This is a genomic window from Escherichia sp. MOD1-EC5990 (genome assembly GCF_002965285.1).
GTDB classification, from domain to species: domain Bacteria; phylum Pseudomonadota; class Gammaproteobacteria; order Enterobacterales; family Enterobacteriaceae; genus Escherichia; species Escherichia coli_F.
Window position 1 is genome coordinate 1 of record NZ_PTRV01000038.1, and the last position, 26,307, is coordinate 26,307.

The window sequence follows — 26,307 nt, forward strand, 5'->3', positions numbered from 1 at the left end:
TTTTTCGTCTTGCGACGTTAAGAATCCGTATCTTCGAGTGCCCACACAGATTGTCTGATAAATTGTTAAAGAGCAGTTGCGACGCGGCTTTCAGCTCACTGTCGCGAGGTGGCGTATATTACGCTTTCCTCTTTCAGAGTCAACCCTGAATTTCAGGATTTTTTCTCTTTGTTGTTACGACCATCTTGTGAAGTGTTTCACGTTGTCGTCTCAACGGAGGCGCATTATAGGGATCCCAATTTTTTGCACAAGTACTTTTTTGATCTTTTTTTCTGTTTGTTGTTTTTTCACCCTTTTTGCTGCATTCGCACACAAAACGGTGCTTTTTTGCATACTAAAAGACTTGCACTAGGCCAATAATGCACCCAAAGTCATTAGGAAATCATTTATTGTTGAGGTGAGTATGTCTGATGTTTTACGCCCATACCGCGATCTTTTTCCACAAATCGGTCAGCGCGTAATGATCGACGATAGCAGCGTCGTGATTGGTGACGTTCGTCTGGCTGATGATGTGGGGATCTGGCCGCTCGTTGTGATTCGTGGAGATGTACATTATGTACAGATCGGAGCACGCACCAATATCCAGGATGGCAGTATGTTGCATGTCACTCATAAATCCTCGTACAACCCAGATGGCAGCCCATTAACCATTGGCGAAGATGTCACTGTTGGTCACAAGGTGATGCTCCACGGCTGCACCATTGGCAATCGAGTGTTGGTTGGGATGGCATCAATTTTACTTGATGGTGCAATAGTAGAAGATGATGTGATGATTGGTGCGGGTAGCCTGGTCCCACAAAATAAACGGCTGGAGAGCGGATATCTGTATCTCGGTAGCCCCGTCAAACAGATCCGCCCGTTAAGTGATGAAGAGAAGGCCGGGTTACGCTATTCCGCGAATAACTACGTGAAATGGAAGGACGAGTATCTGGATCAGGGTAACCAAACCCAACCTTGATCATCTTCGCTTTGATCCTGAATCAAGCTTTCTGCTTCTTCTTCCAGGTCCCAGCGATGCTGACGAAAACTCGCTAACCACTGTTCTGGCGTATCTCCTGCAAAGCGGTTCGCCAGACTCTCTCCAGTAATAGCGCAAGTGAGCTGCATACCATTTACAAGAGCGGGAAAACAAACGCATTTTTTACTCTCGTTCCACTCTTCCCTGTCCGGAAACTGGATGGCCTGATTCACGCGGACAACTCCTCCTGCAATTGCTTTATAACTGGTTCTATGTCAGGCAGAACACCGTGCCAGAGAAGAAAGGCATGAGCCGCCTGTGCCACCAGCATCCCCAATCCATCCGCATTACGCTTTGAACCTCGCAGCTCACACCATGCCAGAAAAGGTGTTTTTCCTTTCTGATAGAACATGTCATAGCAACACATGCCTGAATGAATGAGCGATGCCGGGATCGCGGGAATATCACCACTGATGCCACTGGATGTTGCATTAATAATGAGATCGAACTCATGCCCCTCCAGTTCGTCCATACCCAACGCCTGAATACTGCCTGTGTGCGCAAACAATTTAGCCAACTCTTCCGCGCGGGATAGCGTCCGATTAGTGATTGTCACCGCGCAGTCCAGAGAAAGGAGTGGAAGTAATACACCACGAGACGCCCCACCAGCGCCGATGAGTAGAATACGTAAACCAGGGCGGATAAAAGACAGACGTTCCAGATCGCTTAACAAGCCTACGCCATCGGTATTGTCACCCAGCAGGCGTCCATCTTCTAACCGCTTGAGGGTATTAACAGCACCAGCCAACGCTGCCCGTTCAGTAAGTTCATCAGCTCTGGCAAAGGCCTCTTCTTTAAAAGGCACCGTCACATTCGCTCCTTTACCACCAGCACTAAAGAAAGCGTTCAGTGTGTTAATGAAATCATTGATAGGTGCCAGCACGCGCCCATAGGGATGTTCAATATTCAATTGCTGAGCAAATTGCTGATGAATGAATGGCGATTTGCTGTGGGCTATTGGATTACCAAAAACAGCATAGTTTTCCATTATGTTACCCCTGTCGAAACAGTTCACCCGTCAGGGCATCGCGGATTTCTGAAGGATTTAAACGCCCTCCCGTTTCACCAGGCACAACCGGGAACGCTGCGCCAAATTGTGCGCGAACTTCGTCTACTGTTCGACAAGGCGGCAATCCACTCAAGTTGGCACTGGTAGAAACCAGCGGTTTACCATAAGCCTGGCACAAAGCAACCACCAACGGATGGTCGGTGACTCGTACAGCAAGCGAATCAAAGCGGCCTGTCAACCAGCGCGGTGTTGTCGCAGGCGCGGGAAAGACAAAGGTGACGGGACCTGGCCAGCGAGAAAAAATGGTTTCACGCTGCGCATCAGTCAGCATGCAGTCATCAATATAGGGTTTAAGCTGCTCGTAATTTGCCGCGATTAAAATCAGCCCCTTATCAACCGGACGCTGTTTTAGTTCCAACAGTCTCATCACTGCTGTTTCGCTATCAGGATCGCACCCGACACCGAAAACGGCTTCCGTGGGATAGGCGATGACACGTTCTTCATTGAGGACATCTATCGCAGCTGCGATAGCGTCTCCTTGCAGGTTATTATTCACGTTATTATTCCGCCGAAACCGGCTTTCCACATTGTTTACTGGCACAAAAGTGTTTTACACCCTGCGCGGTTTTCTTTTCGATGAGTAGCGGATAATGACACTCAGGGCATTCTCCGGCTATAGGTTTGAAGTTAATGGCAAATTGACACTCCGGGTAGCGATCACAGGAATGAAATGTTTTGCCATAACGGGAGCGGCGCTGGACCAGATGGCCCGTCCGACATTGGGGACATGTAATTGCTGTTTCGTCCGGTTTATCGATAAGTTCGGTATGTTCGCATTCAGGATAGTTACTGCAACCAACAAACATACCAAAGCGCCCCTGGCGTAAGACCAGATTTGCGCCGCATGCAGGGCAAATCTGTCCCTCCAGAACTTTGACGATATGTCCATCCGCTGAAGATTTCAGAGGACGGACGTAGTCACACGCCGGATACTGTGAGCATCCAAGAAACGGACCGTGTTTCCCGGATCGAATAACCAGTTCAGCCCCGCACTTTGGGCAGGACTCATTATTACGCACCGTGAACAGTGCTGATTTCGCCATAACAACTTATGCTGAATTAAAGAAATGATTAATGCAGCATACCTTCATTCACTTCAAAGAGTAATTCTTCCATTTGCTGGTACGCATTTTCGCAGCCCGGAATATTGAACAACACCATCAGGATTACCCATTTCAGGTCTTCCAGGTCGAACTCAGCGGTATCCAGCGCGAGCACTCGCTCTATCACCATTTCACGGGTTTCAAGGTTAAGCACCTGAATTTGCTCAAGAAAAAGCAGAAAACCACGACAGCTGGCATCCAGTCTTTCACACTCTTCAGGGGTATAAATACGCATGGAGAGTGGATCAGAGGCCAGTTGCATCGGTTCTGCCAGTCCTTCCTGATAATCCGCAAGCTTTTCCAGCCAAAGCAGGGCATTGTAGATATCTTCTCGATCAAATCCTGCGTCGGTAAGATCCTGTTCAAGTTTGTCTTGATCCACACGCAACTCAGCTTCTGTGTGAATATAGGTTTCAAACAAATACATTAGTACGTCGAACATGGCATGCCCTCCTCAATCGGACATAGCCGCCGGGTACAGCTGCGATCCATCCTGCTAACTCCAGTTCGAGTAGTTGAGTAACTACCTCTGGCACAGGTTGGCCGGCACGTTCAGCGACGACGTCAACAGGTGTTACCTCATCTCCTACGTTAGCCAGGAGCTCAGGAAATGGCAATGCCACGTCTTCCTGATCTGGTGAATAAAATGAATTTTCAGGCGCGTCTGGCAACCAGTGCAATCCAAATTGCAAGTTTTCCAGAATTTCTTCCGGTTCCGTCACAAGAATCGCACCTTGTTTTATTAACCAGTGAGGCCCTTCGCTTCCCGGATTCCCTATTGGACCTGGCAAGGCAAAAACTTCTCGCCCCTGTTCAAGCGCACAACGCGCTGTCACCAGCGAACCACTGCGCAAAGCAGCTTCCACCACAAGTACACCTTTACTTAGACCACTGATAATGCGATTTCTTCGCGGGAAATTGTAAGCAAGAGGTGGAACATCGAGGGGAAATTCCGAGACGAGAGCTCCGCCATGTTCAAGCAGACTGGTAGCCAGCCGGGCATGGCGGCGGGGATGAATGGTATTAAGTCCATTCCCCAATACAGCAATGCTGACGCCATTCACCTGCAAGGCCGCTTTATGCGCCACACCATCGATTCCTCGCGCTAGTCCACTCGTAATTGTCACTCCACGCGTCGCCAGAGTTTCGCAAAATAATCGTCCCCAGCGTTCGCCATACCATGAATGCGCCCGACTCCCCACTACAGCAAGCTGAAATGAATGCAATGCGCGCAGTTCTCCAGCAACAAACAGCGCACCGGGGTAATCTGCTGTCGCCAGAAGTTGGGAAGGATAAAATTCACTATCCGCTGAGATTAAATGATGGTTTGGTTGATTCAACCAACAAAGTGAGCTCTCAATACTCTTTGGCGGAAATGAAAGAAAGCGTTGTGCCTGCCGCAATGTAAGCCCTGTTTGCTGCAATACAACCGCATCAATATGCGACTGTTTTGCCAGCCAGTGAGCTATACGGACCATATCATCGCCGTACAAGCTGCTGACGCTCATTAAACGCAGCCAAATTTCTGTATCGACCATCCTTATCTCCCTGCCATAAGCAGCCTTAGCAATCTTTGCGATTGGTCAGTGATGCTGTCAATCAGAGGGGGATTTGTCTAGAATAGAAGAAATAATCTTTCTAACTCCTGAACACATCTCTGGAGATTTATGTCAGTTTTGCAAGTGTTACATATTCCGGACGAGCGGCTTCGCAAAGTTGCTAAACCGGTAGAAGAAGTGAATGCAGAAATTCAGCGTATCGTCGATGATATGTTCGAGACGATGTACGCAGAAGAAGGTATTGGCCTGGCGGCAACCCAGGTTGATATCCATCAACGTATCATTGTTATCGATGTTTCGGAAAACCGTGACGAACGGCTGGTGTTAATCAATCCGGAGCTTTTAGAAAAAAGCGGCGAAACAGGCATTGAAGAAGGTTGCCTGTCGATCCCTGAACAACGTGCTTTAGTGCCACGCGCAGAGAAAGTTAAAATTCGCGCCCTGGACCGCGACGGTAAACCATTTGAACTGGAAGCAGACGGTCTGTTAGCCATCTGTATTCAGCATGAGATGGATCACCTGGTCGGCAAACTGTTTATGGATTATCTGTCACCGCTGAAACAACAACGTATTCGTCAGAAAGTTGAAAAACTGGATCGTCTGAAAGCCCGGGCTTAAGGATTAGAATTAACGTGTCAGAATCACTACGTATTATTTTTGCGGGTACACCTGACTTTGCAGCGCGTCATCTCGACGCGCTGTTGTCTTCTGGTCATAACGTCGTTGGCGTGTTCACCCAGCCAGACCGACCGGCAGGACGCGGTAAAAAACTGATGCCCAGCCCGGTTAAAGTTCTGGCTGAGGAAAAAGGTCTGCCCGTTTTTCAACCTGTTTCCCTGCGTCCACAAGAAAACCAGCAACTGGTCGCCGACCTGCAGGCTGATGTTATGGTCGTCGTCGCCTATGGTTTAATTCTGCCGAAAGCTGTGCTGGAGATGCCGCGTCTTGGCTGTATCAACGTTCATGGTTCACTGCTGCCACGCTGGCGCGGTGCTGCACCAATCCAACGCTCACTATGGGCGGGTGATGCAGAAACTGGTGTGACCATTATGCAAATGGATGTTGGTTTAGACACCGGTGACATGCTCTATAAGCTCTCCTGCCCGATTACTGCAGAAGATACCAGTGGTACGTTGTACGACAAACTGGCAGAGCTTGGGCCACAAGGGCTTATCACCACGTTGAAACAACTGGCAGACGGCACGGCGAAACCAGAAGTTCAGGACGAAACTCTTGTCACTTACGCTGAAAAGTTGAGTAAAGAAGAAGCGTGTATTGACTGGTCACTCTCGGCAGCACAGCTTGAACGCTGCATTCGCGCTTTTAATCCGTGGCCGATGAGCTGGCTGGAAATTGAAGGACAGCCGGTTAAAGTCTGGAAAGCATCGGTCATTGATACGGCAACCAACGCTGCCCCAGGAACGATCCTTGAAGCCAACAAACAAGGCATTCAGGTTGCGACGGGTGATGGCATCCTGAACCTGCTCTCGTTACAACCTGCGGGTAAGAAAGCAATGAGCGCGCAAGACCTCCTGAATTCTCGTCGGGAATGGTTTGTTCCGGGCAACCGTCTGGCCTGATAGTCCACTCTTCTAAGCCCGGTCTTGCCGGGCATTTTTATTTTATATTTATGAAAAAACAACGTAATTTACGTAGTATGGCGGCACAGGCCGTTGAACAAGTCGTCGAGCAAGGGCAATCATTAAGCAACATTCTGCCACCGCTCCAGCAAAAAGTTTCCGATAAAGACAAAGCACTTCTTCAAGAGTTGTGCTTTGGCGTACTGCGTACGCTTTCACAGTTAGACTGGCTGATTAATAAGTTAATGGCCCGTCCGATGACCGGCAAACAGCGCACTGTGCATTACCTGATTATGGTTGGTTTGTATCAACTGCTTTATACCCGCATTCCACCTCATGCTGCGCTGGCTGAAACGGTTGAAGGTGCTGTCGCAATTAAGCGTCCGCAACTTAAAGGGTTGATTAACGGCGTATTACGCCAGTTCCAGCGTCAGCAAGAAGAGTTATTAGCCGAGTTTAATGCCAGTGATGCACGTTATCTGCATCCTTCCTGGTTGCTGAAGCGTCTGCAAAAAGCGTATCCAGAGCAATGGCAATCCATCATTGAAGCCAATAACCAGCGTCCACCAATGTGGCTGCGCGTTAATCGTACGCATCATTCCCGCGACAGCTGGCTTGCATTGCTGGATGAAGCAGGAATGAAAGGTTTCCCGCATGCGGATTACCCTGATGCTGTACGGCTGGAAACACCTGCACCTGTTCATGTGCTACCAGGTTTTGAAGAAGGATGGGTTACCGTTCAGGATGCATCAGCACAAGGTTGCATGGCCTGGCTTGCGCCACAAAATGGTGAACACATTCTGGATCTTTGCGCTGCCCCCGGCGGTAAAACAACGCATATCCTTGAGGTGGCACCAGAAGCGCAGGTTGTTGCGGTTGATATTGACGAACAGCGCCTCTCTCGCGTTTACGACAATTTAAAACGCCTTGGTATGAAGGCGACCGTGAAACAAGGTGATGGTCGCTACCCTTCCCAATGGTGTGGCGAGCAACAGTTTGATCGCATTTTATTAGATGCGCCTTGTTCAGCAACCGGTGTGATTCGTCGCCATCCGGATATTAAATGGTTACGTCGCGATCGCGATATCCCGGAACTCGCGCAATTGCAGTCTGAAATTCTCGACGCCATTTGGCCGCATTTAAAATCCGGTGGAACCCTGATCTATGCCACCTGTTCGGTGTTACCGGAAGAGAATAGCCTGCAGATTAAAGCCTTTTTGCAACGTACCGCTGATGCCGAACTTTGCGAAACAGGAACACCAGAGCAACCGGGTAAACAAAATCTGCCTGGTGCCGAAGAGGGCGACGGCTTCTTTTACGCTAAGCTAATCAAAAAGTGATGAGATAACGGGTCGCGACTGATGAAAATTATCATTCTGGGTGCCGGCCAGGTTGGCGGCACACTGGCGGAAAACCTGGTTGGCGAGAACAACGATATTACTGTTGTCGATACCAACGGTGAGCGTCTGCGGACCTTGCAGGATAAATTTGACCTGCGGGTCGTGCAGGGGCATGGCTCTCATCCACGCGTATTGCGGGAGGCAGGTGCCGACGACGCCGATATGCTGGTTGCTGTAACCAGTTCAGATGAAACCAATATGGTTGCCTGCCAGGTAGCCTACTCACTTTTCAACACCCCTAATCGCATCGCTCGTATCCGCTCACCTGACTACGTGCGCGATGCCGATAAGCTATTTCATTCAGATGCTGTGCCGATTGATCATCTGATCGCACCAGAGCAGTTGGTTATCGATAATATTTACCGACTGATTGAGTATCCCGGCGCATTGCAGGTGGTGAACTTCGCTGAGGGTAAAGTCAGCCTGGCTGTGGTTAAAGCCTATTATGGCGGCCCGCTGATTGGTAATGCACTTTCGACCATGCGCGAACATATGCCGCATATCGATACTCGTGTGGCAGCCATTTTCCGCCACGATCGCCCTATTCGTCCGCAAGGTTCGACCATTGTTGAAGCGGGTGATGAAGTGTTCTTTATTGCCGCTTCACAACACATCCGCGCGGTGATGAGTGAATTGCAACGTCTGGAAAAACCGTATAAGCGGATCATGCTGGTTGGTGGTGGTAATATCGGTGCAGGGCTGGCGCGTCGTCTGGAAAAAGATTACAGCGTTAAACTCATCGAACGTAATCAGCAGCGCGCTGCCGAACTGGCGGAAAAGTTGCAGAATACGATCGTCTTTTTTGGTGATGCGTCGGATCAAGAACTGCTGGCCGAAGAACATATCGATCAAGTTGATCTGTTTATTGCCGTCACCAACGATGACGAAGCCAATATCATGTCCGCCATGCTTGCCAAACGTATGGGGGCGAAAAAGGTGATGGTATTGATCCAGCGTCGCGCTTATGTGGATCTGGTTCAGGGGAGCGTGATCGATATTGCGATTTCACCACAACAAGCAACTATTTCTGCGTTGCTTAGCCATGTGCGAAAAGCCGATATTGTTGGTGTTTCCTCATTGCGCCGCGGTGTTGCAGAAGCTATTGAAGCCGTTGCTCACGGTGATGAAAGCACCTCACGCGTTGTCGGCAGAGTCATTGATGAAATCAAGCTACCGCCAGGAACGATTATTGGTGCTGTGGTGCGCGGCAATGATGTGATGATTGCTAATGACAATCTGCGCATTGAGCAAGGCGATCACGTAATTATGTTCCTCACAGATAAAAAGTTTATTACCGACGTCGAAAGACTCTTCCAGCCAAGTCCATTCTTTTTGTAATTAATAAGGCGTCTTATGACGCCTTATTATTTCCCTTTGATTCTCAAGGATTAATTAAATTCATTCCTGGCAGGAAAATGGCTTAACATTTGTTAGACTTATGGTTGTCGGCTTCATAGGGAGAATAACATGAGCATTATTAAAGAATTTCGCGAATTTGCGATGCGCGGAAACGTAGTGGATTTGGCGGTGGGTGTCATTATCGGAGCGGCATTCGGAAAGATTGTCTCTTCACTGGTTGCCGATATCATCATGCCACCGTTGGGCTTATTAATTGGCGGGATCGACTTTAAACAGTTTGCTGTCACGCTACGCGATGCGCAGGGGGATATCCCTGCTGTCGTTATGCATTACGGTGTCTTCATTCAAAACGTCTTTGATTTTCTGATTGTGGCCTTTGCCATCTTCATGGCAATTAAGCTAATCAACAAACTGAATCGTAAGAAAGAAGAACCGGCAGCCGCGCCAGCGCCAACTAAAGAAGAAGTATTACTGACAGAAATTCGTGATTTGCTGAAAGAGCAGAATAACCGCTCTTAAAAAGCCCCTGAAAGCAGAAGGCCAGTGGTAAAAAAGTGATTTACTTTCTTGCCACTGGCCTCCCAGTTTCCCCGATTGCCATGTTTTCCTTTCCGCATGTAACTACCTTTCCCCTTCTTATTTTTCTCTACACGCTGTCGGAATAAAGGATCATGTAGCAATGCTTCTATCGCATTATCTTTTATCTGTCCTTTAGTATGCTGATATCGGCTCATAAAAACTCCAGTTGGTTATTTAACGGCGCGAGTGTAATCCCGCCAGTGCAAAAAATCAACAACCACTCTTAACGCCACTCGCCCCTTGTTCAAGGGCTTCAAGAATCGAGCAATAAACACTGCTATGAGCGGTCCCACAACAGGCATCGTTAAGGCGTTGGAGGGAACGCTGCATACTCTGCAACTCGGCTATCCGTGCTTCGACTTCCTGCAATCTTTCCTGCACAATGCCTTTTGACTCCTGACAGGTATGGTGTTCAGGATCGATACGGATCGACAGCAACTCGCGGATCGACTCCAGACTGAAACCAAGTTGTCTGGCATGGCGGATAAATTTCAATCGCTGGAGATCGCTTTCAGTATACAGGCGAAACCCACCTTCGGTGCGTACTTCATGCTCCATCATCTGCTGCTTTTCGTAATAACGAATCGTGTCGGGTGTTACTTCCGCCATTTTTGCCAGCTCACCAATGCGATACATACATACTCCACTAGTTATCGTTGATTTTGTCCAACAACTTGTCAGCATAATCGCCGCGTAAAAAATCGGTACTCAATCCAGCTTGTCGCAGCTTCAATTCCAGTAATGACAATCGACGACTAACCTCTTGATATTGCGGATCATCATGACGGATACCTTTGAGGATATCCAGAAGCTGTATTGCTTCCCTCCGCTGCTCAAGTTCTGGCGGTAAGCAACCGGCATTCTTCAGCAAGCGATACCCCGCACGTAATTCCGGTGGCACGTGTGAATCATCATCCAGAATCAATGGCTCGCCACTTCCCGGAAGATTATCAAACTCACCTTTGGATTGTGCCTCAGTAATATGACGCTCTGCCCACTGGTCAAGTAACCACATAAATACTCCAGGGGATGAACAAAAAGAGTACAGCTATTGTAGATAAGTGGGGATACTACGGGTATAAAAAAACCCGCCGGGGCGGGTTTTTTTACGTTGCTTCAGATTACTCTGCAGCAGCTTCTGCTTTCTCTGAACGATCAACCAGCTCGATGTAAGCCATCGGCGCGTTGTCGCCTGCACGGAAGCCACACTTCAGAATACGAGTGTAACCACCGGCACGGCTCGCGAAACGCGGGCCCAGTTCGTTAAACAGTTTTGCCACGATCTCGTTATCACGAGTACGGGCGAATGCCAGACGACGATTAGCAACGCTATCAGTCTTGGCAAGAGTAATCAGCGGCTCAACTACGCGGCGCAGCTCTTTCGCTTTAGGCAGAGTCGTCTTGATGATTTCATGACGAACCAGTGAACCTGCCATATTGCGGAACATAGCCTGGCGATGGCTGCTGTTGCGGTTCAGTTGACGACCACTCTTACGATGGCGCATGACCTTATCCTTCTCAGTAAAACCTTAACCTGTGATCCGGTTACTCGTCAGCGATGCTTGCCGGTGGCCAGTTTTCCAGGCGCATGCCCAGAGACAGTCCACGGGAAGCCAGCACGTCTTTAATCTCAGTAAGAGATTTTTTACCAAGGTTAGGCGTTTTAAGGAGCTCAACCTCGGTACGCTGTACCAGATCACCGATATAGTGGATAGCTTCTGCTTTAAGGCAGTTAGCAGAGCGGACAGTCAATTCCAGATCGTCAACAGGGCGCAGCAGGATCGGATCGAACTCTGGTTTCTCTTCTTTCACTTCAGGCTGACGTACATCACGTAAGTCAACGAAAGCTTCCAGTTGTTCAGCCAGAATGGTTGCCGCACGACGAATCGCCTCTTCAGGATCGATTGTGCCGTTGGTTTCCATTTCGATGACCAGCTTGTCCAGGTCGGTACGCTGTTCTACACGCGCTGCTTCAACATTGTAGGCAATACGCTCCACAGGGCTGTAGCATGCGTCGACCAGCAGACGGCCGATTGGGCGCTCATCTTCTTCCGAATGAATTCGGGTAGAAGCCGGCACATAACCACGACCGCGCTGAACTTTGATACGCATGCTAATAGACGCGTTCTCATCGGTCAGGTGGCAGATCACGTGCTGCGGCTTGACGATTTCGACATCACCGTCGTGGGTGATATCGGCTGCAGTCACAGGGCCAATGCCAGATTTATTCAAGGTAAGAATAACTTCATCTTTGCCCTGAACTCTCACCGCCAGCCCTTTCAGGTTGAGCAGGATTTCCAGGATATCTTCCTGAACGCCTTCTTTGGTGCTGTACTCATGTAGTACACCATCAATCTCAACCTCGGTCACCGCGCAACCCGGCATCGATGAGAGCAGAATACGGCGCAGTGCGTTACCCAGAGTATGGCCAAAGCCACGCTCTAAAGGCTCAAGGGTCACCTTGGCGTGCGTCGAACTCACTTGCTCGATATCAACCAGGCGCGGTTTTAGAAACTCTGTCACAGAACCCTGCATTGTGTCCTCTCTTTGGTACTAAGCTTTACTTGGAGTAAAGCTCGACGATCAGGTGTTCGTTAATGTCCGCAGACAGATCAGAACGCTCCGGCTTACGCTTAAACGTACCTTCCATCTTGCCAGCATCAACTTCCAGCCAGGTTGGCTTTTCACGCTGCTCAGCCAGCTCCAGAGCGGCTTTCACGCGAGACTGCTTCTTCGCTTTCTCACGAATGCTTACAACGTCATTCGGACTAACCTGATAAGAAGCGATGTTAACAACACGACCGTTTACCATAATTGCTTTATGGCTAACCAGCTGACGTGCTTCTGCACGAGTGGCACCGAAGCCCATACGGTATACAACGTTGTCCAGACGACCTTCCAGCAGAGCCAACAGGTTTTCACCGGTGTTGCCTTTCAGACGTGCTGCTTCTTTGTAGTAGTTACGGAACTGACGCTCCAGCACACCATAGATACGGCGAACTTTTTGCTTTTCACGCAACTGCACACCATAGTCAGACAGACGCGGTTTACGCGCACCGTGCTGGCCAGGAGCTTGTTCAATTTTACACTTGGTATCGATCGCGCGAACGCCAGACTTAAGGAATAAGTCGGTGCCCTCACGACGGCTCAGCTTGAGCTTAGGACCCAAATATCTTGCCATTTTCTTTCTCCAACAAACCTGGAAAACGAGGCGTTATACGCGACGTTTTTTCGGCGGACGACAACCGTTATGAGGGATCGGAGTCACATCAGTAATGTTAGTGATGCGGAAACCTGCGGCGTTCAGAGCACGAATAGTAGATTCGCGGCCTGGACCCGGACCTTTAACCATAACTTCCAGATTCTTGATGCCGTATTCTTTCACGGCGTCAGCGCAACGCTCTGCTGCAACCTGAGCTGCAAACGGAGTGGATTTGCGAGAACCACGGAAACCGGAACCACCGGCTGTTGCCCAACCCAACGCGTTACCCTGACGATCAGTGATAGTCACGATGGTGTTGTTGAAAGAAGCATGGATATGAGCCACGCCGTCAGAGACTTGTTTTCTTACACGTTTACGTGCACGAATTGGTGCCTTTGCCATTATTCAATCACCCCGATTATTTCTTGATCGGTTTGCGCGGACCCTTACGGGTACGTGCGTTGGTCTTGGTACGCTGACCGCGAACCGGGAGACCACGACGATGACGCAAACCGCGATAGCAACCAAGATCCATCAGGCGCTTGATGCTCATGCTGATTTCACGGCGCAGATCACCTTCAACGACAAATTTGGCAACTTCGTCACGCAGCGTGTCGATTTGTCCTTCAGACAGCTCACTGATCTTAACATCTTCAGCGATACCCGCTGCAGCCAGGATGGCTTTAGAACGGGTCTTGCCGACGCCATAAATCGAAGTTAATGCGATTACGGCATGCTTATGATCAGGAATGTTAATGCCTGCTATACGGGCCACTATGCACTCCTACTATTTAATATGTACGTTCCATGCTGAAAAGCCCGTTTTCAGGATACTCAAATGGAAACGCACAGACATACAAAAGATTGGCTGGCTAATCTAGCCAGCTCAACCCAACTTTGCAAGAAAAATATGCGAAAAAATCAGCCTTGGCGCTGTTTATGCTTCGGCTCGGCACTGCAAATCACACGGATGACACCATCACGCTTAACGATTTTGCAGTTACGGCATAATTTCTTGACGGAAGCACGAACTTTCATTTTTACTCTCCGTAACTTCTCGGGCGACCAATTATCGGCCGTAGCCTTTCAGGTTCGCCTTCTTCAATGCAGACTCATACTGACTGGACATCATCAGAGTTTGCACTTGAGCCATAAAGTCCATAATCACGACAACAACGATAAGCAGTGAGGTCCCACCGAAGTAGAACGGTACTTTCATTGCATCACGCATGAACTCCGGGATCAGGCAGATAAAGGTAATGTACAACGCACCAACCAGGGTCAGGCGGGTCATTACTTTATCGATATACTTCGCCGTTTGCTCTCCCGGACGAATTCCTGGTACAAATGCACCGGACTTCTTCAGGTTATCTGCTGTTTCACGCGGGTTGAAAACCAACGCCGTGTAGAAGAAACAGAAGAAGATGATTGCAGACGCATAGAGTAACACATAAAGCGGTTGCCCAGGCTGCAAATACAGCGAAATTGTTGTCAGCCAGTTCCAACCAGTACCGCCCCCGAACCATGACGCGATGGTCGCCGGGAACAGAATAATACTGGAAGCGAAGATTGCCGGGATTACCCCCGCCATATTCACTTTCAGCGGTAAATGTGTGCTCTGTGCAGCATAGACACGACGACCTTGCTGACGTTTCGCGTAGTTTACCACAATGCGGCGTTGACCACGCTCAACAAATACAACAAAGAACGTCACTGCAAATACTAATACTGCAACCAACAGCAACACGAGGAAGTGCAGGTCGCCTTGACGCGCTTGCTCGATAGTATGGGCAATGGCTGGCGGGAGTCCCGCGACAATACCGGCGAAGATAATGATTGAAATACCGTTGCCGATACCTCGTTCAGTAATCTGTTCGCCCAACCACATCAGGAACATGGTTCCTGTGACCAGACTTACAACAGCGGTGAAGTAGAATGCAAAGCCCGGGTTAATGACCAGGCCTTGCATACCAGGCATATTCGGCAGACCGGTAGCAATACCGATCGACTGGAATATTGCCAGCACCAGAGTACCGTAGCGGGTGTACTGGCTGATCTTACGACGACCAGACTCCCCTTCTTTCTTAATTTCTGCCAACGTTGGGTGAACCACCGTCAGCAGCTGGATAATGATCGATGCCGAAATATACGGCATGATCCCCAGAGCAAAGATAGAAGCACGGCTGAGAGCACCACCAGAGAACATGTTAAACATTTCAATGATGGTGCCTCGCTGTTGCTCAAGCAGTTTGGCAAGTACAGCGGCATCAATACCAGGGATCGGAATAAAAGAGCCAATACGGAACACAATCAGCGCACCGATAACAAACAGCAGTCTGCGTTTCAGCTCGCCTAAGCCACCTTTGGCACTTTGAAAATCTAATCCCGGTTGTTTAGCCATCTGCTACTTATTCCTCGATTTTACCGCCAGCAGCTTCGATAGCAGCACGAGCGCCTTTAGTAACACGCAGGCCACGAACAGTTACCGGAGTAGTTACTTCGCCAGCCAGGATCACTTTCGCGAACTCGATCTGGATACCGATAATGTTAGCCGCTTTCAGCGTGTTCAGGTCTACAACACCGCCTTCTACTTTAGCCAGGTCAGACAGACGAACTTCGGCTGTAATCGCTGCTTTACGAGAAGTGAAGCCGAATTTCGGCAGACGACGGTACAGAGGCATCTGACCACCCTCGAAACCGCGACGTACGCCACCGCCAGAACGAGACTTCTGACCTTTGTGACCACGACCACCGGTTTTACCGAGGCCAGAACCGATACCACGACCCAGGCGTTTACCCGCCTTTTTGGAGCCTTCGGCCGGAGACAGAGTATTTAAACGCATCTCTTACTCCTCAACTTTAACCATGAAGGAAACCGCGTTGATCATACCGCGAATAGCAGGAGTATCCTCGCGCTCTACGGTGTGACCAATACGACGCAGACCCAGGCCAAGCAGCGTTGCCTTGTGTTTCGGCAGACGACCGATTGCACTGCGGGTTTGAGTAATTTTAATAGTCTTTGCCATGGTTTATTTCCCCAGAATTTCTTCAACGGATTTACCACGCTTGGCAGCGACCATTTCTGGAGAATTCATATTTTCCAGGCCATCGATAGTTGCACGAACCACGTTAATCGGGTTGGTGGAACCATACGCTTTAGCCAGAACGTTATGAACCCCAGCGACTTCCAGAACGGCGCGCATTGCACCACCGGCGATGATACCGGTACCTTCGGAAGCCGGCTGCATGAATACGCGAGAACCCGTATGAACACCTTTAACAGGGTGTTGCAGAGTGCCGTTATTCAGCGCGACGTTAATCATATTGCGACGGGCTTTTTCCATCGCTTTCTGGATCGCTGCTGGAACTTCACGCGCTTTACCGTAACCAAAACCAACGCGACCGTTACCATCGCCAACTACAGTCAGAGCTGTGAAGGAGAAAATACGACCACCTTTAACGGTTTTAGATACGCGGTTTACCGCGATCAGCTTTTCCTGCAGTTCGCCAGCTTGTTTTTCGATGTGAGCCATCTTACACCTCTACCTTAGAACTGAAGGCCAGCTTCACGGGCAGCATCTGCCAGTGCCTGGACACGACCATGATATTGGAACCCGGAACGGTCAAAGGATACATCTTTGATGCCTTTTTCCAGAGCGCGTTCAGCGACAGCTTTACCCACAGCTGCAGCCGCGTCTTTGTTACCGGTGTACTTCAGTTGTTCAGCGATAGCTTTTTCTACAGTAGAAGCAGCTACCAGAACTTCAGAACCGTTCGGTGCAATTACCTGTGCGTAAATGTGACGCGGGGTACGATGTACCACCAGGCGAGTTGCGCCCAGCTCCTGGAGCTTGCGGCGTGCGCGGGTCGCACGACGGATACGAGCAGATTTCTTATCCATAGTGTTACCTTACTTCTTCTTAGCCTCTTTGGTACGCACGACTTCGTCGGCGTAACGAACACCCTTGCCTTTGTAAGGCTCAGGACGACGGTAGGCGCGCAGATCCGCTGCAACCTGGCCGATCACCTGCTTATCAGCGCCTTTCAGCACGATTTCAGTCTGAGTCGGACATTCAGCAGTGATACCCGCAGGCAGCTGATGGTCAACAGGATGAGAGAAACCCAGAGACAGGTTAATCACATTGCCTTTAACCGCTGCACGGTAACCTACACCAACCAGCTGCAGCTTCTTAGTGAAGCCTTCGGTAACACCGATAACCATTGAGTTCAGCAGGGCACGCGCGGTACCAGCCTGTGCCCAACCGTCTGCGTAACCATCACGCGGACCGAAGGTCAGGGTATTATCTGCATGTTTAACTTCAACAGCATCGTTGAGAGTACGAGTCAGCTCGCCGTTTTTACCTTTGATCGTAATAACCTGACCGTTGATTTTTACGTCAACGCCGGCAGGAACAACGACCGGTGCTTTAGCAACACGAGACATTTTTTCCTCCGATTAGGCTACGTAGCAGATAATTTCGCCACCAAGACCAGCCTGGCGCGCTGCACGATCAGTCATAACACCTTTAGAGGTAGAAACAACTGCGATACCCAGACCCGCCATAACTTTCGGCAGCTCATCTTTACGTTTATAGATGCGCAGACCTGGGCGGCTGACACGCTGAATGCTTTCTACAACAGCTTTGCCCTGGAAATACTTCAGAGTAAGTTCCAGTTCAGGCTTGGTGTCGCCTTCAACTTTAAAATCTTCAATAAAACCTTCTTCCTTCAGCACGTTGGCGATTGCCACTTTCAGCTTGGAGGAAGGCATGGTGACCGCAGCTTTGTTCGCGGCCTGACCGTTACGGATACGGGTCAGCATATCCGCGATCGGATCTTGCATGCTCATCTGTCTTTACTCCCGTGATTCAATTGGTGACAATTACCAGCTAGCCTTTTTCAGACCCGGGATTTCACCGCGCATAGCGGCTTCACGGACCTTAATACGGCTCAACCCGAACTTCCGCAGGAAACCATGCGGACGACCTGTTTGACGGCAGCGGTTACGCTGACGAGACGGGCTGGAATCACGCGGCAGAGTCTGCAGCTTGAGAACAGCGTTCCAACGATCTTCGTCGGAAGCGTTCACATCAGAGATGATCGCTTTCAGTTCAGCGCGTTTCGCGAAGTATTTATCAGCTAAAGCTACGCGTTTTACTTCGCGTGCTTTCATTGATTGCTTAGCCATTTAGTAACCCTACCTTACTTGCGGAACGGGAAGTCAAAGGCAGCCAGCAGAGCGCGGCCTTCTTCGTCAGATTTCGCAGTAGTGGTAATGGTAATATCCAAACCACGAACGCGGTCGACTTTATCGTAGTCGATTTCTGGGAAGATGATCTGCTCACGGACACCCATGCTGTAGTTACCACGACCGTCGAAAGACTTAGCGGACAGGCCACGGAAGTCACGGATACGAGGTACAGCAATAGTGATCAGGCGCTCAAAGAACTCCCACATGCGTTCGCCACGCAGAGTTACTTTACAGCCGATCGGATAGCCCTGACGGATTTTGAAGCCTGCAACAGATTTGCGTGCTTTGGTGATCAGCGGTTTTTGACCGGAGATTGCTGCCAGGTCTGCTGCTGCGTTATCCAGCAGTTTTTTGTCAGCGATCGCTTCACCAACACCCATGTTCAGGGTGATCTTCTCGACCCGAGGGACTTGCATGACAGAATTGTAGTTAAACTCAGTCATGAGTTTTTTAACTACTTCGTCTTTGTAGTAATCATGCAGTTTCGCCATCGTACTACTCCAAATTACTTGATAGTTTCGCTGTTAGACTTGAAGAAACGGACTTTTTTACCGTCTTCGAATCTAAAGCCTACACGGTCAGCCTTGCCGGTTGCCGCATTGAAGATTGCTACGTTGGAAACCTGAATAGCGGCTTCTTTTTCAACGATGCCACCCGGTTGGTTCAGGGCCGGAACCGGCTTCTGATGTTTCTTAACCAGGTTGATACCTTCAACAATGACCTTGCCGGAAGACAGGACATTCTTAACTTTACCGCGTTTACCTTTATCTTTACCGGTTAACACGATAACTTCGTCATCACGACGGATTTTCGCTGCCATGATTCGCTCCTTAGAGTACTTCTGGTGCCAGAGAGATAATTTTCATGAACTTCTCACTACGAAGCTCACGAGTTACCGGCCCAAAAATACGCGTACCGATAGGCTGCTCGCTGTTGTTGTTCAGAAGAACACAAGCATTACCATCGAAGCGAATGACAGAACCGTCCGGGCGACGAACACCCTTCTTGGTGCGCACCACTACCGCCTTCAGCACATCACCTTTTTTGACCTTACCACGCGGAATTGCTTCTTTGATGGTGATCTTGATGATGTCGCCTACGCCTGCGTAGCGACGGTGCGAGCCACCCAGAACCTTGATACACATTACGCGACGTGCACCGGAGTTGTCGGCGACGTTCAGCATAGTCTGTTCTTGGATCATTTTAGTGCTCCGCTAATGTCAACTACTACTGAGACCCGAAAATCAGGTCGTTAAAAATCCCCATATCGAGGGCGCGGCATTATAACACCGCTTCAAGGATATGGGTAGAAAAAATAAACGGCTCATTTCTGAGCCGTTTATTCGTATCGAGAGAGTGTACTGTATTACAGAACCGCTTTCTCTACAACGCGAACCAGCGTCCAGGATTTAGTCTTGGACAGCGGACGGCATTCGCGGATTTCAACCACGTCACCGATACCGCATTCGTTGTTCTCGTCATGTACGTGCAGTTTGGTCGTACGCTTGATGAATTTACCGTAGATCGGGTGTTTCACAAAACGTTCGATAGCAACAACAATGGATTTCTCCATTTTGTCGCTAACAACGCGACCTTGCAGAGTACGGATTTTATCGGTCATTACGCACCCGCCTTCTCGTTCAGTAAAGTCTTAACGCGTGCGACATCGCGACGCACTTGCTTCAACAGGTGAGACTGTTGCAGCTGGCCACTTGCAGCCTGCATACGCAGGTTGAACTGCTCACGCAGCAGGTTCAGCAGCTCGGTGTTCAGCTCTTCAACGCTCTTCTCACGCAGCTCTTTTGCTTTCATTACATCACCGTCTTAGTTACAAAGGTGGTTTTAATCGGCAGTTTCGCTGCTGCCAGCTTGAATGCTTCACGGGCCAGCTCTTCCGGAACACCGTCCATTTCATACAGGACTTTACCCGGCTGAATCAAGGCAACCCAATACTCCACGTTACCTTTACCTTTACCCATACGCACTGCCAGCGGCTTTTCAGTGATCGGTTTGTCCGGGAACACACGGATCCAGATCTTACCTTGACGCTTAACTGCACGGGTCATAGCACGACGTGCTGCTTCGATCTGACGTGCAGTCAGACGACCACGGCCAACAGCTTTCAGACCGAAGCTGCCGAAGCTAACATCCGTACCCTGCGCCAGACCGCGGTTACGGCCTTTGTGCATTTTACGGAATTTTGTACGCTTTGGTTGTAACATCAGCGACGCTCCTTATTTACGGCCTTTACGCTGCTGCTTTTTAGGCTGAGCAGCCGGTTTTTCCGGTTGTTCAACAGCAGCCATACCACCCAGGATCTCGCCTTTGAAGATCCACACTTTAACGCCGATTACACCGTAAGTGGTGTGCGCTTCAGAGGTGTTGTAGTCGATGTCAGCACGCAGAGTGTGCAGCGGTACGCGACCTTCGCGGTACCATTCGGTACGTGCGATTTCCGCGCCGCCCAGACGGCCGCTAACTTCAACTTTAATACCTTTAGCGCCCAGACGCATTGCGTTCTGTACAGCACGCTTCATAGCACGACGGAACATAACGCGACGTTCCAGCTGAGAAGTGATGCTGTCAGCAACCAGTTTTGCGTCCAGTTCAGGCTTACGAACTTCGGCGATGTTGATCTGTGCAGGAACGCCAGCGATGTCCGCTACGACCTTACGCAGTTTTTCTACGTCTTCACCTTTTTTACCGATAACGATACCCGGGCGAGCAGTGTGAATGGTTACACGGATGCTCTTGGCCGGACGCTCGATAACGATACGAGATACGGACGCTTTAGCCAGTTCCTTAGTCAGGTACTGACGTACTTTAAAATCGCTGTCCAGGTTGTCAGCGAATTCTTTGGTGTTCGCAAACCAGGTAGAGTTCCATGGTTTTACAATACCCAGGCGAATACCATTAGGATGTACTTTCTGACCCATTGCTAGTCTCCAGAGTCTCAGCGATCGGACACAACCACAGTGATGTGGCTGGTGCGCTTCAGGATGCGATCTGCACGACCTTTTGCACGCGGCATAATGCGCTTCATGCTCGGGCCTTCGTCTACGAAAATTTTCGTAACTTTCAGATCGTCAATGTCAGCGCCATCGTTGTGTTCAGCGTTAGCAATGGCAGATTCCAGAACTTTCTTGACCAGTACAGCCGCTTTCTTGTTGGTGTAGGTCAAAATATCCAGAGCCTGCGACACTTTCTTACCGCGAATCAGGTCAGCAACAAGGCGAACCTTCTGAGCAGAAGAACGAGCATGGCGATGTTTAGCGATAGTTTCCATCTCTTCCTCCTACCTTATTTCTTCTTCGCTTTTTTATCAGCAGCGTGGCCGCGATAAGTACGAGTCGGTGCGAATTCACCCAGTTTGTGACCGACCATTTCGTCGGTTACAAATACCGGAACGTGCTGACGACCATTATGGACAGCGATGGTCAAACCGATCATGTTAGGAAAGATCGTTGAACGACGGGACCAAGTGCGCAGGGGCTTCTTGTCTCCGCTTTCCACCGCTTTCTCTACCTTCTTCAGCAAGTGCAGGTCAATAAAAGGACCTTTCTTGAGAGAACGTGGCATGGCTTATCCTCTAAAATTATTTGCTACGGCGACGTACGATGAATTTATCAGTACGCTTGTTGCTGCGGGTCTTCTTACCTTTGGTCTGAACGCCCCACGGAGTTACCGGGTGCTTACCAAAGTTACGACCTTCACCACCACCATGTGGGTGGTCTACCGGGTTCATCGCGGTACCGCGAACGGTCGGACGAACACCACGCCAGCGTGCAGCACCTGCTTTACCCAGAACGCGCAGCATATGCTCAGCATTGCCAACTTCGCCCAGAGTTGCACGGCAGTCTGCTTCTACTTTACGCATTTCACCAGAACGCAGACGCAGGGTGACATAAGCACCATCACGAGCAACGATCTGAACGTAAGTACCAGCGGAACGTGCCAGCTGACCGCCTTTACCTGGTTTCATTTCTACGTTATGAACAGTAGAACCAACCGGGATGTTGCGCATCGGCAGGGTGTTACCTGGTTTGATTGCAGCATCAACGCCAGACTGAATCTGGTCGCCAGCTTTCAGGCCTTTAGGGGCCAGGATGTAACGGCGTTCACCGTCTTTGTACAGAACCAGCGCGATGTTCGCGGAACGGTTCGGATCGTACTCAAGACGTTCAACAACTGCCGGGATACCGTCTTTGTTGCGTTTGAAGTCAACAATACGGTAAGCCTGCTTGTGGCCACCACCGATATGACGAGTGGTGATACGGCCATTGTTGTTACGACCACCGGATTTGCTGTTTTTTTCCAGCAACGGAGCAAAAGGTTTGCCCTTGTGCAGCTCAGGGTTAACCACTTTAACAACGTGGCGACGACCCGGAGATGTCGGTTTACATTTAACAACTGCCATTGTATTACTCCTCCGACTTACTCAGCGCCGCCAACGAAGTCCAGATTCTGGCCTTCTTTCAGGGTGACGTAAGCTTTTTTCCAGTCGCTACGACGACCGATACGCTGTCCGTGACGTTTAACTTTCCCTTTAACTACCAGGGTGTTAACGACTTCGACTTCGACTTCAAACAGTTTCTGCACAGCAGCTTTGATTTCTGCTTTGGTCGCGTCTTTAGCAACTTTGAGTACGATGGTGTTGGATTTTTCCATCGCAGTAGACGCTTTTTCAGAAACGTGCGGTGCACGCAGCACCTTCAGCAGACGTTCTTCACGAATCATGCCAGCATCTCCTCAACTTGCTTAACAGCATCAGCAGTCATTACGACTTTGTCGAAGGCGATCAGGCTAACCGGGTCGATACCAGTTGCATCGCGTACGTCAACCTTGTGCAGGTTGCGCGCAGCCAAGAACAGGTTTTCGTCCAGCTCACCGGTGATGATCAGCACATCTTCCAGAGCCATGTCTTTCAGTTTCTGTGCCAGCAGCTTAGTTTTCGGCGCTTCTACAGAGAACTTCTCGACAACGATCAGACGATCCTGACGTACCAGTTCGGACAGGATGCTTTTCAGCGCGCCGCGGTACATCTTCTTGTTAACTTTTTGACTGTGGTCCTGCGGACGAGCAGCAAAGGTCACGCCACCAGAACGCCAGATCGGGCTCTTGATAGAACCAGAACGCGCACGGCCGGTGCCTTTCTGGCGCCACGGTTTTTTACCGGAACCAGTTACTTCAGCACGAGTCTTCTGAGCACGAGTACCCTGACGAGCACCAGCTGCATAAGCAACAACAACCTGGTGAACCAGCGCTTCGTTGAAATCACGACCGAAGGTAGTTTCGGAAACAGTCAGCGCGCTCTGCGCGTCTTTCAATACTAATTCCATTGCTATCTCCTTACGCCTTCACAGCTGGTTTAACGATCAGGTCGCTACCGGTTGCACCCGGGACAGCACCTTTAACCAGCAGCAGGTTGCGCTCAGCGTCAACGCGTACTACGTCAAGGCTCTGAACGGTTACACGTTCGTTACCCATCTGACCTGCCATTTTCTTGCCTTTGAACACTTTGCCCGGAGTCTGGTTCTGACCGATAGAACCCGGAACGCGGTGAGACAAGGAGTTACCGTGAGTAGCGTCCTGGGTACGGAAGTTCCAGCGCTTAACGGTACCTGCGAAACCTTTACCTTTAGAGGTGCCAGTTACGTCAACTTTTTTAACGTCAGCAAACAGTTCAACGCTAATGCTCTGACCTACAGTGAACTCTTCGCCTTCAGCCAGGCGGAATTCCCACAGACCACGGCCAGCTTCTACGCCAGCTTTAGCGAAGTGGCCAGCTTCAGGCTTGGTCACACGGTTAGCTTTTTTAGCACCGGTGGTTACCTGAATAGCACGGTAGCCATCGTTAGCCAGGTCTTTAACCTGAGTAACGCGGTTTGCTTCAACTTCGATTACGGTTACTGGGATAGAAACGCCGTCTTCTGTGAAGATACGGGTCATACCCACTTTTTTACCGACTAAACCAATCATTGTTTCAACCTCTCAATCGCTCAATGACCTGATTAACCCAGGCTGATCTGCACGTCTACACCGGCAGCCAGATCCAGACGCATCAGAGCATCAACGGTTTTCTCGGTTGGCTCAACGATGTCAACCAGACGCAAGTGAGTACGGATTTCGTACTGATCGCGCGCGTCTTTGTTGACGTGCGGGGAGATCAGAACAGTGAAGCGCTCTTTGCGTGTCGGCAGCGGGATCGGACCACGGACCTGCGCACCAGTGCGCTTGGCAGTCTCGACGATTTCCGCGGTTGCTTGATCGATCAGACGATGATCAAACGCTTTCAGGCGGATACGGATTCTTTGGTTCTGCATGAGACCAGAGCTCCAATTATTTTATAAACGAAAATGATTACTCCTCAGACCCATTACGATTGATGGGAGAGTGTAACCGTTCTTACGTAGCTCCCCGATTGGGAGCATTGTTAGGTAGCCAAATTCGGCTAACTGAGGTTCAGATTGAACCTGCTGTCAACTACGACAAGCCCGCGCATTATACGCAAATCTGAGCCAGACGCAAGCATCGGGTAGAAATTAATCGCAACGCGCAGATTGCGAGCTGTATTCCACGAAATTTGTAAGGTTGTGAAGATAGCGTTTTTCACCGGAACCAGGTTAACAAATCAGCGATTTCTCCGTTGCTGAGCATCCGGAGTTATTCGATGGTGATACTCCAATTACAGAGGATGTTTTATGGACGCTACCCTTCCCTTTCTGATTTTGTACGCTTGTTTATCAGCCCTACTTTTTTTCTGGGATGCAAAGCATGGCTTGTTACCTGACAGATTTACGTGCCCGTTACTCTGGTCAGGTCTTTTGTTCTATCAGGTTTGTAATCCTGACGGTTTAGCCTATGCGTTATGGGGGGCGATTATTGGTTACGGCACATTCGCTGTCATTTACTGGGGGTATCGCATACTGCGTCATAAAGAAGGATTAGGCTATGGTGATGTGAAGTTTCTCGCCGCCCTTGGTGCCTGGCATACATGGACCTTCTTGCCACGACTGGTTTTCCTTGCTGCCTCATTCGCTTGCGGAGCCGTAGTTATTGGTCTGCTCATGAGAGGAAAAGATTCATTAAAAAACCCGCTGCCGTTTGGGCCATTTCTGGCGGCTGCGGGTTTCGTTGTAGGCTGGGATAGTTTGCTGGCAGGCCGTTAATCTTTAACTTTTATTTGTGATTGCAGGTAATTTTGTAAACCGATTTTACCGATGAGATCCAGCTCAGTTTCGAGCCAGTCAATATGACCTTCTTCATCGGCAAGGATCTCGATCATCATATCACGGCTAACATAGTCATGAACGCTGTCGGCATACGCGATAGCCTCACGGAGATCCTTCGCGCCTTCCAGTTCTAATCGCAGGTCGGATTGCAGCATCTCCTCGACATCTTCACCAATCCCCAGTTTGCCTAAATCCTGTAAGTTAGGGATTCCTTCTAAAAACAAAATACGCTCGATATATTTATCAGCGTGTTTCATCTCATCAATAGATTCATGGTATTCGACGTCATTGAGACGCATCAGGCCCCAGTTTTTAAACATCCGGGCATGGAGAAAATACTGATTGATTGCGACAAGCTCATTTCCCAATAGTTTATTGAGATAATTTATGATTTTAACATCACCTTTCATTTTATAGTCCCTCCGCTTCCACTATTAGAGCGTAGATGGGGCTAGCGGGATGTCAAAAAATAAGCGTGGGCTTCAGGCAATCTCTTTAAATTCTGGCATCTGCATCAACTCGTCCTGCATCACTTCGCGCGCGGCGCGAATGCACTTACCGCATTGATTTCCCACAGGAATAAACTTACGCAATTGTTGGAAAGATTGCGGATGAAACTGACGGACTGCCTGGCGAATTTTTTTGTCACTTACACCATTACACAAACAAACGTACATGATTGCTCCCGTTCAAATTCTGCGCAAAGTGTAAATGAGAATGGTTATGATTACAATAGCACAGTTTAATTTGCGCCATAGTTCAGCGAGTGAAATTACGACTAAATATTTCGAGCTCAAATTACGGGCAGCAAAAAGGGCGCCGAAGCGCCCTTTTTAATTCGAAACTAATTAACGTGTAATTAGCCCAGAACTTTAGCAACAACGCCCGCGCCAACGGTACGGCCGCCTTCACGGATTGCGAAACGCAGACCGTCGTCCATCGCGATCGGGTGGAT

At 49.6% G+C, this 26,307-nt stretch carries 47 protein-coding genes; 7 read left to right on the plus strand and 40 right to left on the minus strand.

The features are described from left to right. The first annotated feature begins 403 nt into the window (after positions 1-403). Positions 404-958, plus strand: coding sequence for a gamma carbonic anhydrase family protein (locus tag BEB42_RS24790; RefSeq protein ID WP_001286221.1), 555 nt, complete (start codon positions 404-406; stop codon positions 956-958). On the opposite strand, the gene BEB42_RS24795 is transcribed toward BEB42_RS24790, so the two are convergent. From BEB42_RS24795 to dprA, 6 genes are read right to left on the minus strand one after another with little or no spacing between them, the layout of a single operon-like run. Beyond that, on the minus strand, positions 934-1,191 hold the full coding sequence (locus BEB42_RS24795) for a DUF1488 domain-containing protein (RefSeq protein ID WP_001070585.1): 258 nt from the start codon (positions 1,189-1,191) through the stop codon (positions 934-936). The genes BEB42_RS24790 and BEB42_RS24795 overlap by 25 nt on opposite strands. Next, positions 1,188-2,006: a shikimate dehydrogenase gene (aroE, locus tag BEB42_RS24800; RefSeq protein ID WP_000432882.1), complete on the minus strand. Its 819-nt coding sequence runs from the start codon at positions 2,004-2,006 to the stop codon at positions 1,188-1,190. The genes BEB42_RS24795 and aroE overlap by 4 nt, the downstream gene beginning before the upstream one ends. Positions 2,007-2,010: 4 nt before the next feature. Further along, on the minus strand, positions 2,011-2,583 hold the full coding sequence (gene tsaC / locus BEB42_RS24805) for an L-threonylcarbamoyladenylate synthase type 1 TsaC (RefSeq protein WP_001353637.1): 573 nt from the start codon (positions 2,581-2,583) through the stop codon (positions 2,011-2,013). Between the two features lie 4 nt (positions 2,584-2,587). Next, positions 2,588-3,130, minus strand: coding sequence for a DNA topoisomerase family protein (locus BEB42_RS24810; RefSeq protein ID WP_001129718.1), 543 nt, complete (start codon positions 3,128-3,130; stop codon positions 2,588-2,590). 28 nt (positions 3,131-3,158) lie between these two features. Beyond that, positions 3,159-3,632, minus strand: coding sequence for a DUF494 family protein Smg (smg, locus tag BEB42_RS24815; RefSeq protein ID WP_000460672.1), 474 nt, complete (start codon positions 3,630-3,632; stop codon positions 3,159-3,161). Further along, positions 3,604-4,728, minus strand: a complete 1,125-nt coding sequence (gene dprA / locus BEB42_RS24820; RefSeq protein WP_000228564.1) for a DNA-protecting protein DprA — start codon at positions 4,726-4,728, stop codon at positions 3,604-3,606. The genes smg and dprA overlap by 29 nt, the downstream gene beginning before the upstream one ends. A 129-nt stretch (positions 4,729-4,857) precedes the next feature. Between dprA and def the strand changes: the two genes are divergently transcribed. The 5 genes from def to mscL all read left to right on the plus strand — a co-directional run bounded on the left by def (position 4,858) and on the right by mscL (position 9,607). Further along, a complete protein-coding gene (gene def, locus BEB42_RS24825; protein ID WP_000114984.1) occupies positions 4,858-5,367 on the plus strand; it encodes a peptide deformylase in 510 nt (169 codons plus the stop codon). Positions 5,368-5,381: 14 nt separating this feature from the next. Beyond that, positions 5,382-6,329 carry a methionyl-tRNA formyltransferase gene (gene fmt, locus BEB42_RS24830; protein ID WP_000004452.1) on the plus strand — a complete coding sequence of 316 codons (948 nt, stop codon included), beginning with the start codon at positions 5,382-5,384 and terminating at the stop codon, positions 6,327-6,329. Positions 6,330-6,379: 50 nt separating this feature from the next. Further along, positions 6,380-7,669 carry a 16S rRNA (cytosine(967)-C(5))-methyltransferase RsmB gene (gene rsmB, locus BEB42_RS24835; RefSeq protein ID WP_000744790.1) on the plus strand — a complete coding sequence of 430 codons (1,290 nt, stop codon included), beginning with the start codon at positions 6,380-6,382 and terminating at the stop codon, positions 7,667-7,669. 21 nt (positions 7,670-7,690) lie between these two features. After that, on the plus strand, positions 7,691-9,067 hold the full coding sequence (gene trkA / locus BEB42_RS24840) for a Trk system potassium transporter TrkA (protein ID WP_000691382.1): 1,377 nt from the start codon (positions 7,691-7,693) through the stop codon (positions 9,065-9,067). 129 nt (positions 9,068-9,196) lie between these two features. After that, the gene (gene mscL / locus BEB42_RS24845; RefSeq protein WP_000022442.1) at positions 9,197-9,607 is read left to right on the plus strand and encodes a large-conductance mechanosensitive channel protein MscL; all 411 of its coding nucleotides are present in this window, start codon (positions 9,197-9,199) and stop codon (positions 9,605-9,607) included. On the opposite strand, the gene arfA is transcribed toward mscL, so the two are convergent. From arfA to rpsJ, 31 genes are all read right to left on the minus strand, one after another. Then, positions 9,604-9,822 (minus strand): alternative ribosome-rescue factor ArfA, encoded by a 219-nt coding sequence (arfA, locus tag BEB42_RS24850; protein WP_000092697.1) that lies wholly within the window; start codon positions 9,820-9,822, stop codon positions 9,604-9,606. The two genes, mscL and arfA, sit on opposite strands and share 4 nt — an antisense overlap. Before the next feature lie 55 nt (positions 9,823-9,877). Beyond that, positions 9,878-10,303, minus strand: a complete 426-nt coding sequence (gene zntR, locus BEB42_RS24855; RefSeq protein WP_000285607.1) for a Zn(2+)-responsive transcriptional regulator — start codon at positions 10,301-10,303, stop codon at positions 9,878-9,880. Between the two features lie 10 nt (positions 10,304-10,313). Then, a complete protein-coding gene (locus BEB42_RS24860) occupies positions 10,314-10,682 on the minus strand; it encodes a DUF1992 domain-containing protein (RefSeq protein WP_000266532.1) in 369 nt (122 codons plus the stop codon). A 106-nt stretch (positions 10,683-10,788) separates the two neighbouring features. Further along, a complete protein-coding gene (gene rplQ, locus BEB42_RS24865) occupies positions 10,789-11,172 on the minus strand; it encodes a 50S ribosomal protein L17 (protein WP_001216368.1) in 384 nt (127 codons plus the stop codon). 40 nt (positions 11,173-11,212) lie between these two features. After that, on the minus strand, positions 11,213-12,202 hold the full coding sequence (locus tag BEB42_RS24870; protein ID WP_001162094.1) for a DNA-directed RNA polymerase subunit alpha: 990 nt from the start codon (positions 12,200-12,202) through the stop codon (positions 11,213-11,215). 25 nt (positions 12,203-12,227) lie between these two features. Continuing rightward, on the minus strand, positions 12,228-12,848 hold the full coding sequence (gene rpsD / locus BEB42_RS24875) for a 30S ribosomal protein S4 (RefSeq protein ID WP_000135224.1): 621 nt from the start codon (positions 12,846-12,848) through the stop codon (positions 12,228-12,230). 33 nt (positions 12,849-12,881) lie between these two features. Then, positions 12,882-13,271, minus strand: coding sequence for a 30S ribosomal protein S11 (gene rpsK / locus BEB42_RS24880; RefSeq protein ID WP_001029684.1), 390 nt, complete (start codon positions 13,269-13,271; stop codon positions 12,882-12,884). A gap of 16 nt (positions 13,272-13,287) precedes the next feature. Then, on the minus strand, positions 13,288-13,644 hold the full coding sequence (gene rpsM, locus BEB42_RS24885) for a 30S ribosomal protein S13 (protein ID WP_000090775.1): 357 nt from the start codon (positions 13,642-13,644) through the stop codon (positions 13,288-13,290). Between the two features lie 146 nt (positions 13,645-13,790). Then, entirely contained in the window at positions 13,791-13,907 is a 117-nt protein-coding gene (gene rpmJ / locus BEB42_RS24890) for a 50S ribosomal protein L36 (protein ID WP_000868187.1), read from the minus strand. A gap of 31 nt (positions 13,908-13,938) precedes the next feature. Further along, entirely contained in the window at positions 13,939-15,270 is a 1,332-nt protein-coding gene (gene secY, locus BEB42_RS24895; RefSeq protein WP_001118861.1) for a preprotein translocase subunit SecY, read from the minus strand. A 7-nt stretch (positions 15,271-15,277) separates the two neighbouring features. Then, positions 15,278-15,712 carry a 50S ribosomal protein L15 gene (gene rplO / locus BEB42_RS24900; protein WP_001238917.1) on the minus strand — a complete coding sequence of 145 codons (435 nt, stop codon included), beginning with the start codon at positions 15,710-15,712 and terminating at the stop codon, positions 15,278-15,280. A gap of 3 nt (positions 15,713-15,715) precedes the next feature. Next, a complete protein-coding gene (gene rpmD, locus BEB42_RS24905; protein WP_001140433.1) occupies positions 15,716-15,895 on the minus strand; it encodes a 50S ribosomal protein L30 in 180 nt (59 codons plus the stop codon). A gap of 3 nt (positions 15,896-15,898) precedes the next feature. Beyond that, positions 15,899-16,402: a 30S ribosomal protein S5 gene (rpsE, locus tag BEB42_RS24910; protein WP_000940121.1), complete on the minus strand. Its 504-nt coding sequence runs from the start codon at positions 16,400-16,402 to the stop codon at positions 15,899-15,901. 14 nt (positions 16,403-16,416) lie between these two features. Continuing rightward, complete coding sequence (gene rplR, locus BEB42_RS24915; protein WP_000358960.1) at positions 16,417-16,770, minus strand: 50S ribosomal protein L18; 354 nt, start codon at positions 16,768-16,770, stop codon at positions 16,417-16,419. Positions 16,771-16,779: 9 nt separating this feature from the next. Next, positions 16,780-17,313 carry a 50S ribosomal protein L6 gene (gene rplF / locus BEB42_RS24920; protein ID WP_000091945.1) on the minus strand — a complete coding sequence of 178 codons (534 nt, stop codon included), beginning with the start codon at positions 17,311-17,313 and terminating at the stop codon, positions 16,780-16,782. A 12-nt stretch (positions 17,314-17,325) separates the two neighbouring features. Then, positions 17,326-17,718, minus strand: coding sequence for a 30S ribosomal protein S8 (gene rpsH / locus BEB42_RS24925; RefSeq protein ID WP_000062611.1), 393 nt, complete (start codon positions 17,716-17,718; stop codon positions 17,326-17,328). A 33-nt stretch (positions 17,719-17,751) separates the two neighbouring features. Continuing rightward, positions 17,752-18,057: a 30S ribosomal protein S14 gene (rpsN, locus tag BEB42_RS24930; protein ID WP_001118930.1), complete on the minus strand. Its 306-nt coding sequence runs from the start codon at positions 18,055-18,057 to the stop codon at positions 17,752-17,754. Between the two features lie 14 nt (positions 18,058-18,071). Continuing rightward, positions 18,072-18,611: a 50S ribosomal protein L5 gene (gene rplE / locus BEB42_RS24935; protein WP_001096200.1), complete on the minus strand. Its 540-nt coding sequence runs from the start codon at positions 18,609-18,611 to the stop codon at positions 18,072-18,074. Between the two features lie 14 nt (positions 18,612-18,625). Continuing rightward, the gene (rplX, locus tag BEB42_RS24940) at positions 18,626-18,940 is read right to left on the minus strand and encodes a 50S ribosomal protein L24 (protein ID WP_000729185.1); all 315 of its coding nucleotides are present in this window, start codon (positions 18,938-18,940) and stop codon (positions 18,626-18,628) included. A 10-nt stretch (positions 18,941-18,950) separates the two neighbouring features. Then, positions 18,951-19,322 carry a 50S ribosomal protein L14 gene (gene rplN, locus BEB42_RS24945; protein WP_000613955.1) on the minus strand — a complete coding sequence of 124 codons (372 nt, stop codon included), beginning with the start codon at positions 19,320-19,322 and terminating at the stop codon, positions 18,951-18,953. A gap of 164 nt (positions 19,323-19,486) precedes the next feature. Further along, a complete protein-coding gene (gene rpsQ, locus BEB42_RS24950; RefSeq protein WP_000130100.1) occupies positions 19,487-19,741 on the minus strand; it encodes a 30S ribosomal protein S17 in 255 nt (84 codons plus the stop codon). Next, positions 19,741-19,932, minus strand: coding sequence for a 50S ribosomal protein L29 (gene rpmC, locus BEB42_RS24955; RefSeq protein ID WP_000644741.1), 192 nt, complete (start codon positions 19,930-19,932; stop codon positions 19,741-19,743). The genes rpsQ and rpmC overlap by 1 nt, the downstream gene beginning before the upstream one ends. Beyond that, positions 19,932-20,342 (minus strand): 50S ribosomal protein L16, encoded by a 411-nt coding sequence (gene rplP, locus BEB42_RS24960; protein ID WP_000941212.1) that lies wholly within the window; start codon positions 20,340-20,342, stop codon positions 19,932-19,934. Before rplP ends, rpmC begins: the two co-directional genes overlap by 1 nt. Before the next feature lie 12 nt (positions 20,343-20,354). After that, positions 20,355-21,056, minus strand: coding sequence for a 30S ribosomal protein S3 (gene rpsC, locus BEB42_RS24965; RefSeq protein WP_000529945.1), 702 nt, complete (start codon positions 21,054-21,056; stop codon positions 20,355-20,357). Positions 21,057-21,073: 17 nt separating this feature from the next. Further along, entirely contained in the window at positions 21,074-21,406 is a 333-nt protein-coding gene (gene rplV / locus BEB42_RS24970) for a 50S ribosomal protein L22 (protein ID WP_000447529.1), read from the minus strand. Between the two features lie 14 nt (positions 21,407-21,420). Continuing rightward, on the minus strand, positions 21,421-21,699 hold the full coding sequence (rpsS, locus tag BEB42_RS24975; RefSeq protein ID WP_001138117.1) for a 30S ribosomal protein S19: 279 nt from the start codon (positions 21,697-21,699) through the stop codon (positions 21,421-21,423). Between the two features lie 16 nt (positions 21,700-21,715). Further along, positions 21,716-22,537 (minus strand): 50S ribosomal protein L2, encoded by an 822-nt coding sequence (gene rplB, locus BEB42_RS24980; protein WP_000301864.1) that lies wholly within the window; start codon positions 22,535-22,537, stop codon positions 21,716-21,718. 17 nt (positions 22,538-22,554) lie between these two features. Continuing rightward, on the minus strand, positions 22,555-22,857 hold the full coding sequence (rplW, locus tag BEB42_RS24985; RefSeq protein ID WP_000617544.1) for a 50S ribosomal protein L23: 303 nt from the start codon (positions 22,855-22,857) through the stop codon (positions 22,555-22,557). Beyond that, positions 22,854-23,459: a 50S ribosomal protein L4 gene (gene rplD, locus BEB42_RS24990; RefSeq protein ID WP_000424395.1), complete on the minus strand. Its 606-nt coding sequence runs from the start codon at positions 23,457-23,459 to the stop codon at positions 22,854-22,856. Before rplD ends, rplW begins: the two co-directional genes overlap by 4 nt. Before the next feature lie 10 nt (positions 23,460-23,469). Next, the gene (gene rplC, locus BEB42_RS24995) at positions 23,470-24,099 is read right to left on the minus strand and encodes a 50S ribosomal protein L3 (protein WP_000579833.1); all 630 of its coding nucleotides are present in this window, start codon (positions 24,097-24,099) and stop codon (positions 23,470-23,472) included. A 32-nt stretch (positions 24,100-24,131) separates the two neighbouring features. After that, positions 24,132-24,443, minus strand: coding sequence for a 30S ribosomal protein S10 (gene rpsJ / locus BEB42_RS25000; protein WP_001181004.1), 312 nt, complete (start codon positions 24,441-24,443; stop codon positions 24,132-24,134). Positions 24,444-24,821: 378 nt separating this feature from the next. Here rpsJ and BEB42_RS25010 point away from each other — a divergent pair, with 378 nt between their 5' ends. Beyond that, positions 24,822-25,289, plus strand: a complete 468-nt coding sequence (locus BEB42_RS25010) for a prepilin peptidase (protein WP_000340160.1) — start codon at positions 24,822-24,824, stop codon at positions 25,287-25,289. On the opposite strand, the gene bfr is transcribed toward BEB42_RS25010, so the two are convergent. From bfr to BEB42_RS25035, 3 genes are all read right to left on the minus strand, one after another. Beyond that, positions 25,286-25,762, minus strand: coding sequence for a bacterioferritin (gene bfr / locus BEB42_RS25015; RefSeq protein WP_000675515.1), 477 nt, complete (start codon positions 25,760-25,762; stop codon positions 25,286-25,288). The genes BEB42_RS25010 and bfr overlap by 4 nt on opposite strands. A gap of 72 nt (positions 25,763-25,834) precedes the next feature. Then, positions 25,835-26,029, minus strand: coding sequence for a bacterioferritin-associated ferredoxin (bfd, locus tag BEB42_RS25020; protein WP_000289090.1), 195 nt, complete (start codon positions 26,027-26,029; stop codon positions 25,835-25,837). Positions 26,030-26,211: 182 nt separating this feature from the next. Beyond that, the coding region (locus BEB42_RS25035) for an elongation factor Tu (protein ID WP_072082015.1) at positions 26,212-26,307 on the minus strand (96 nt) is incomplete at its 5' end.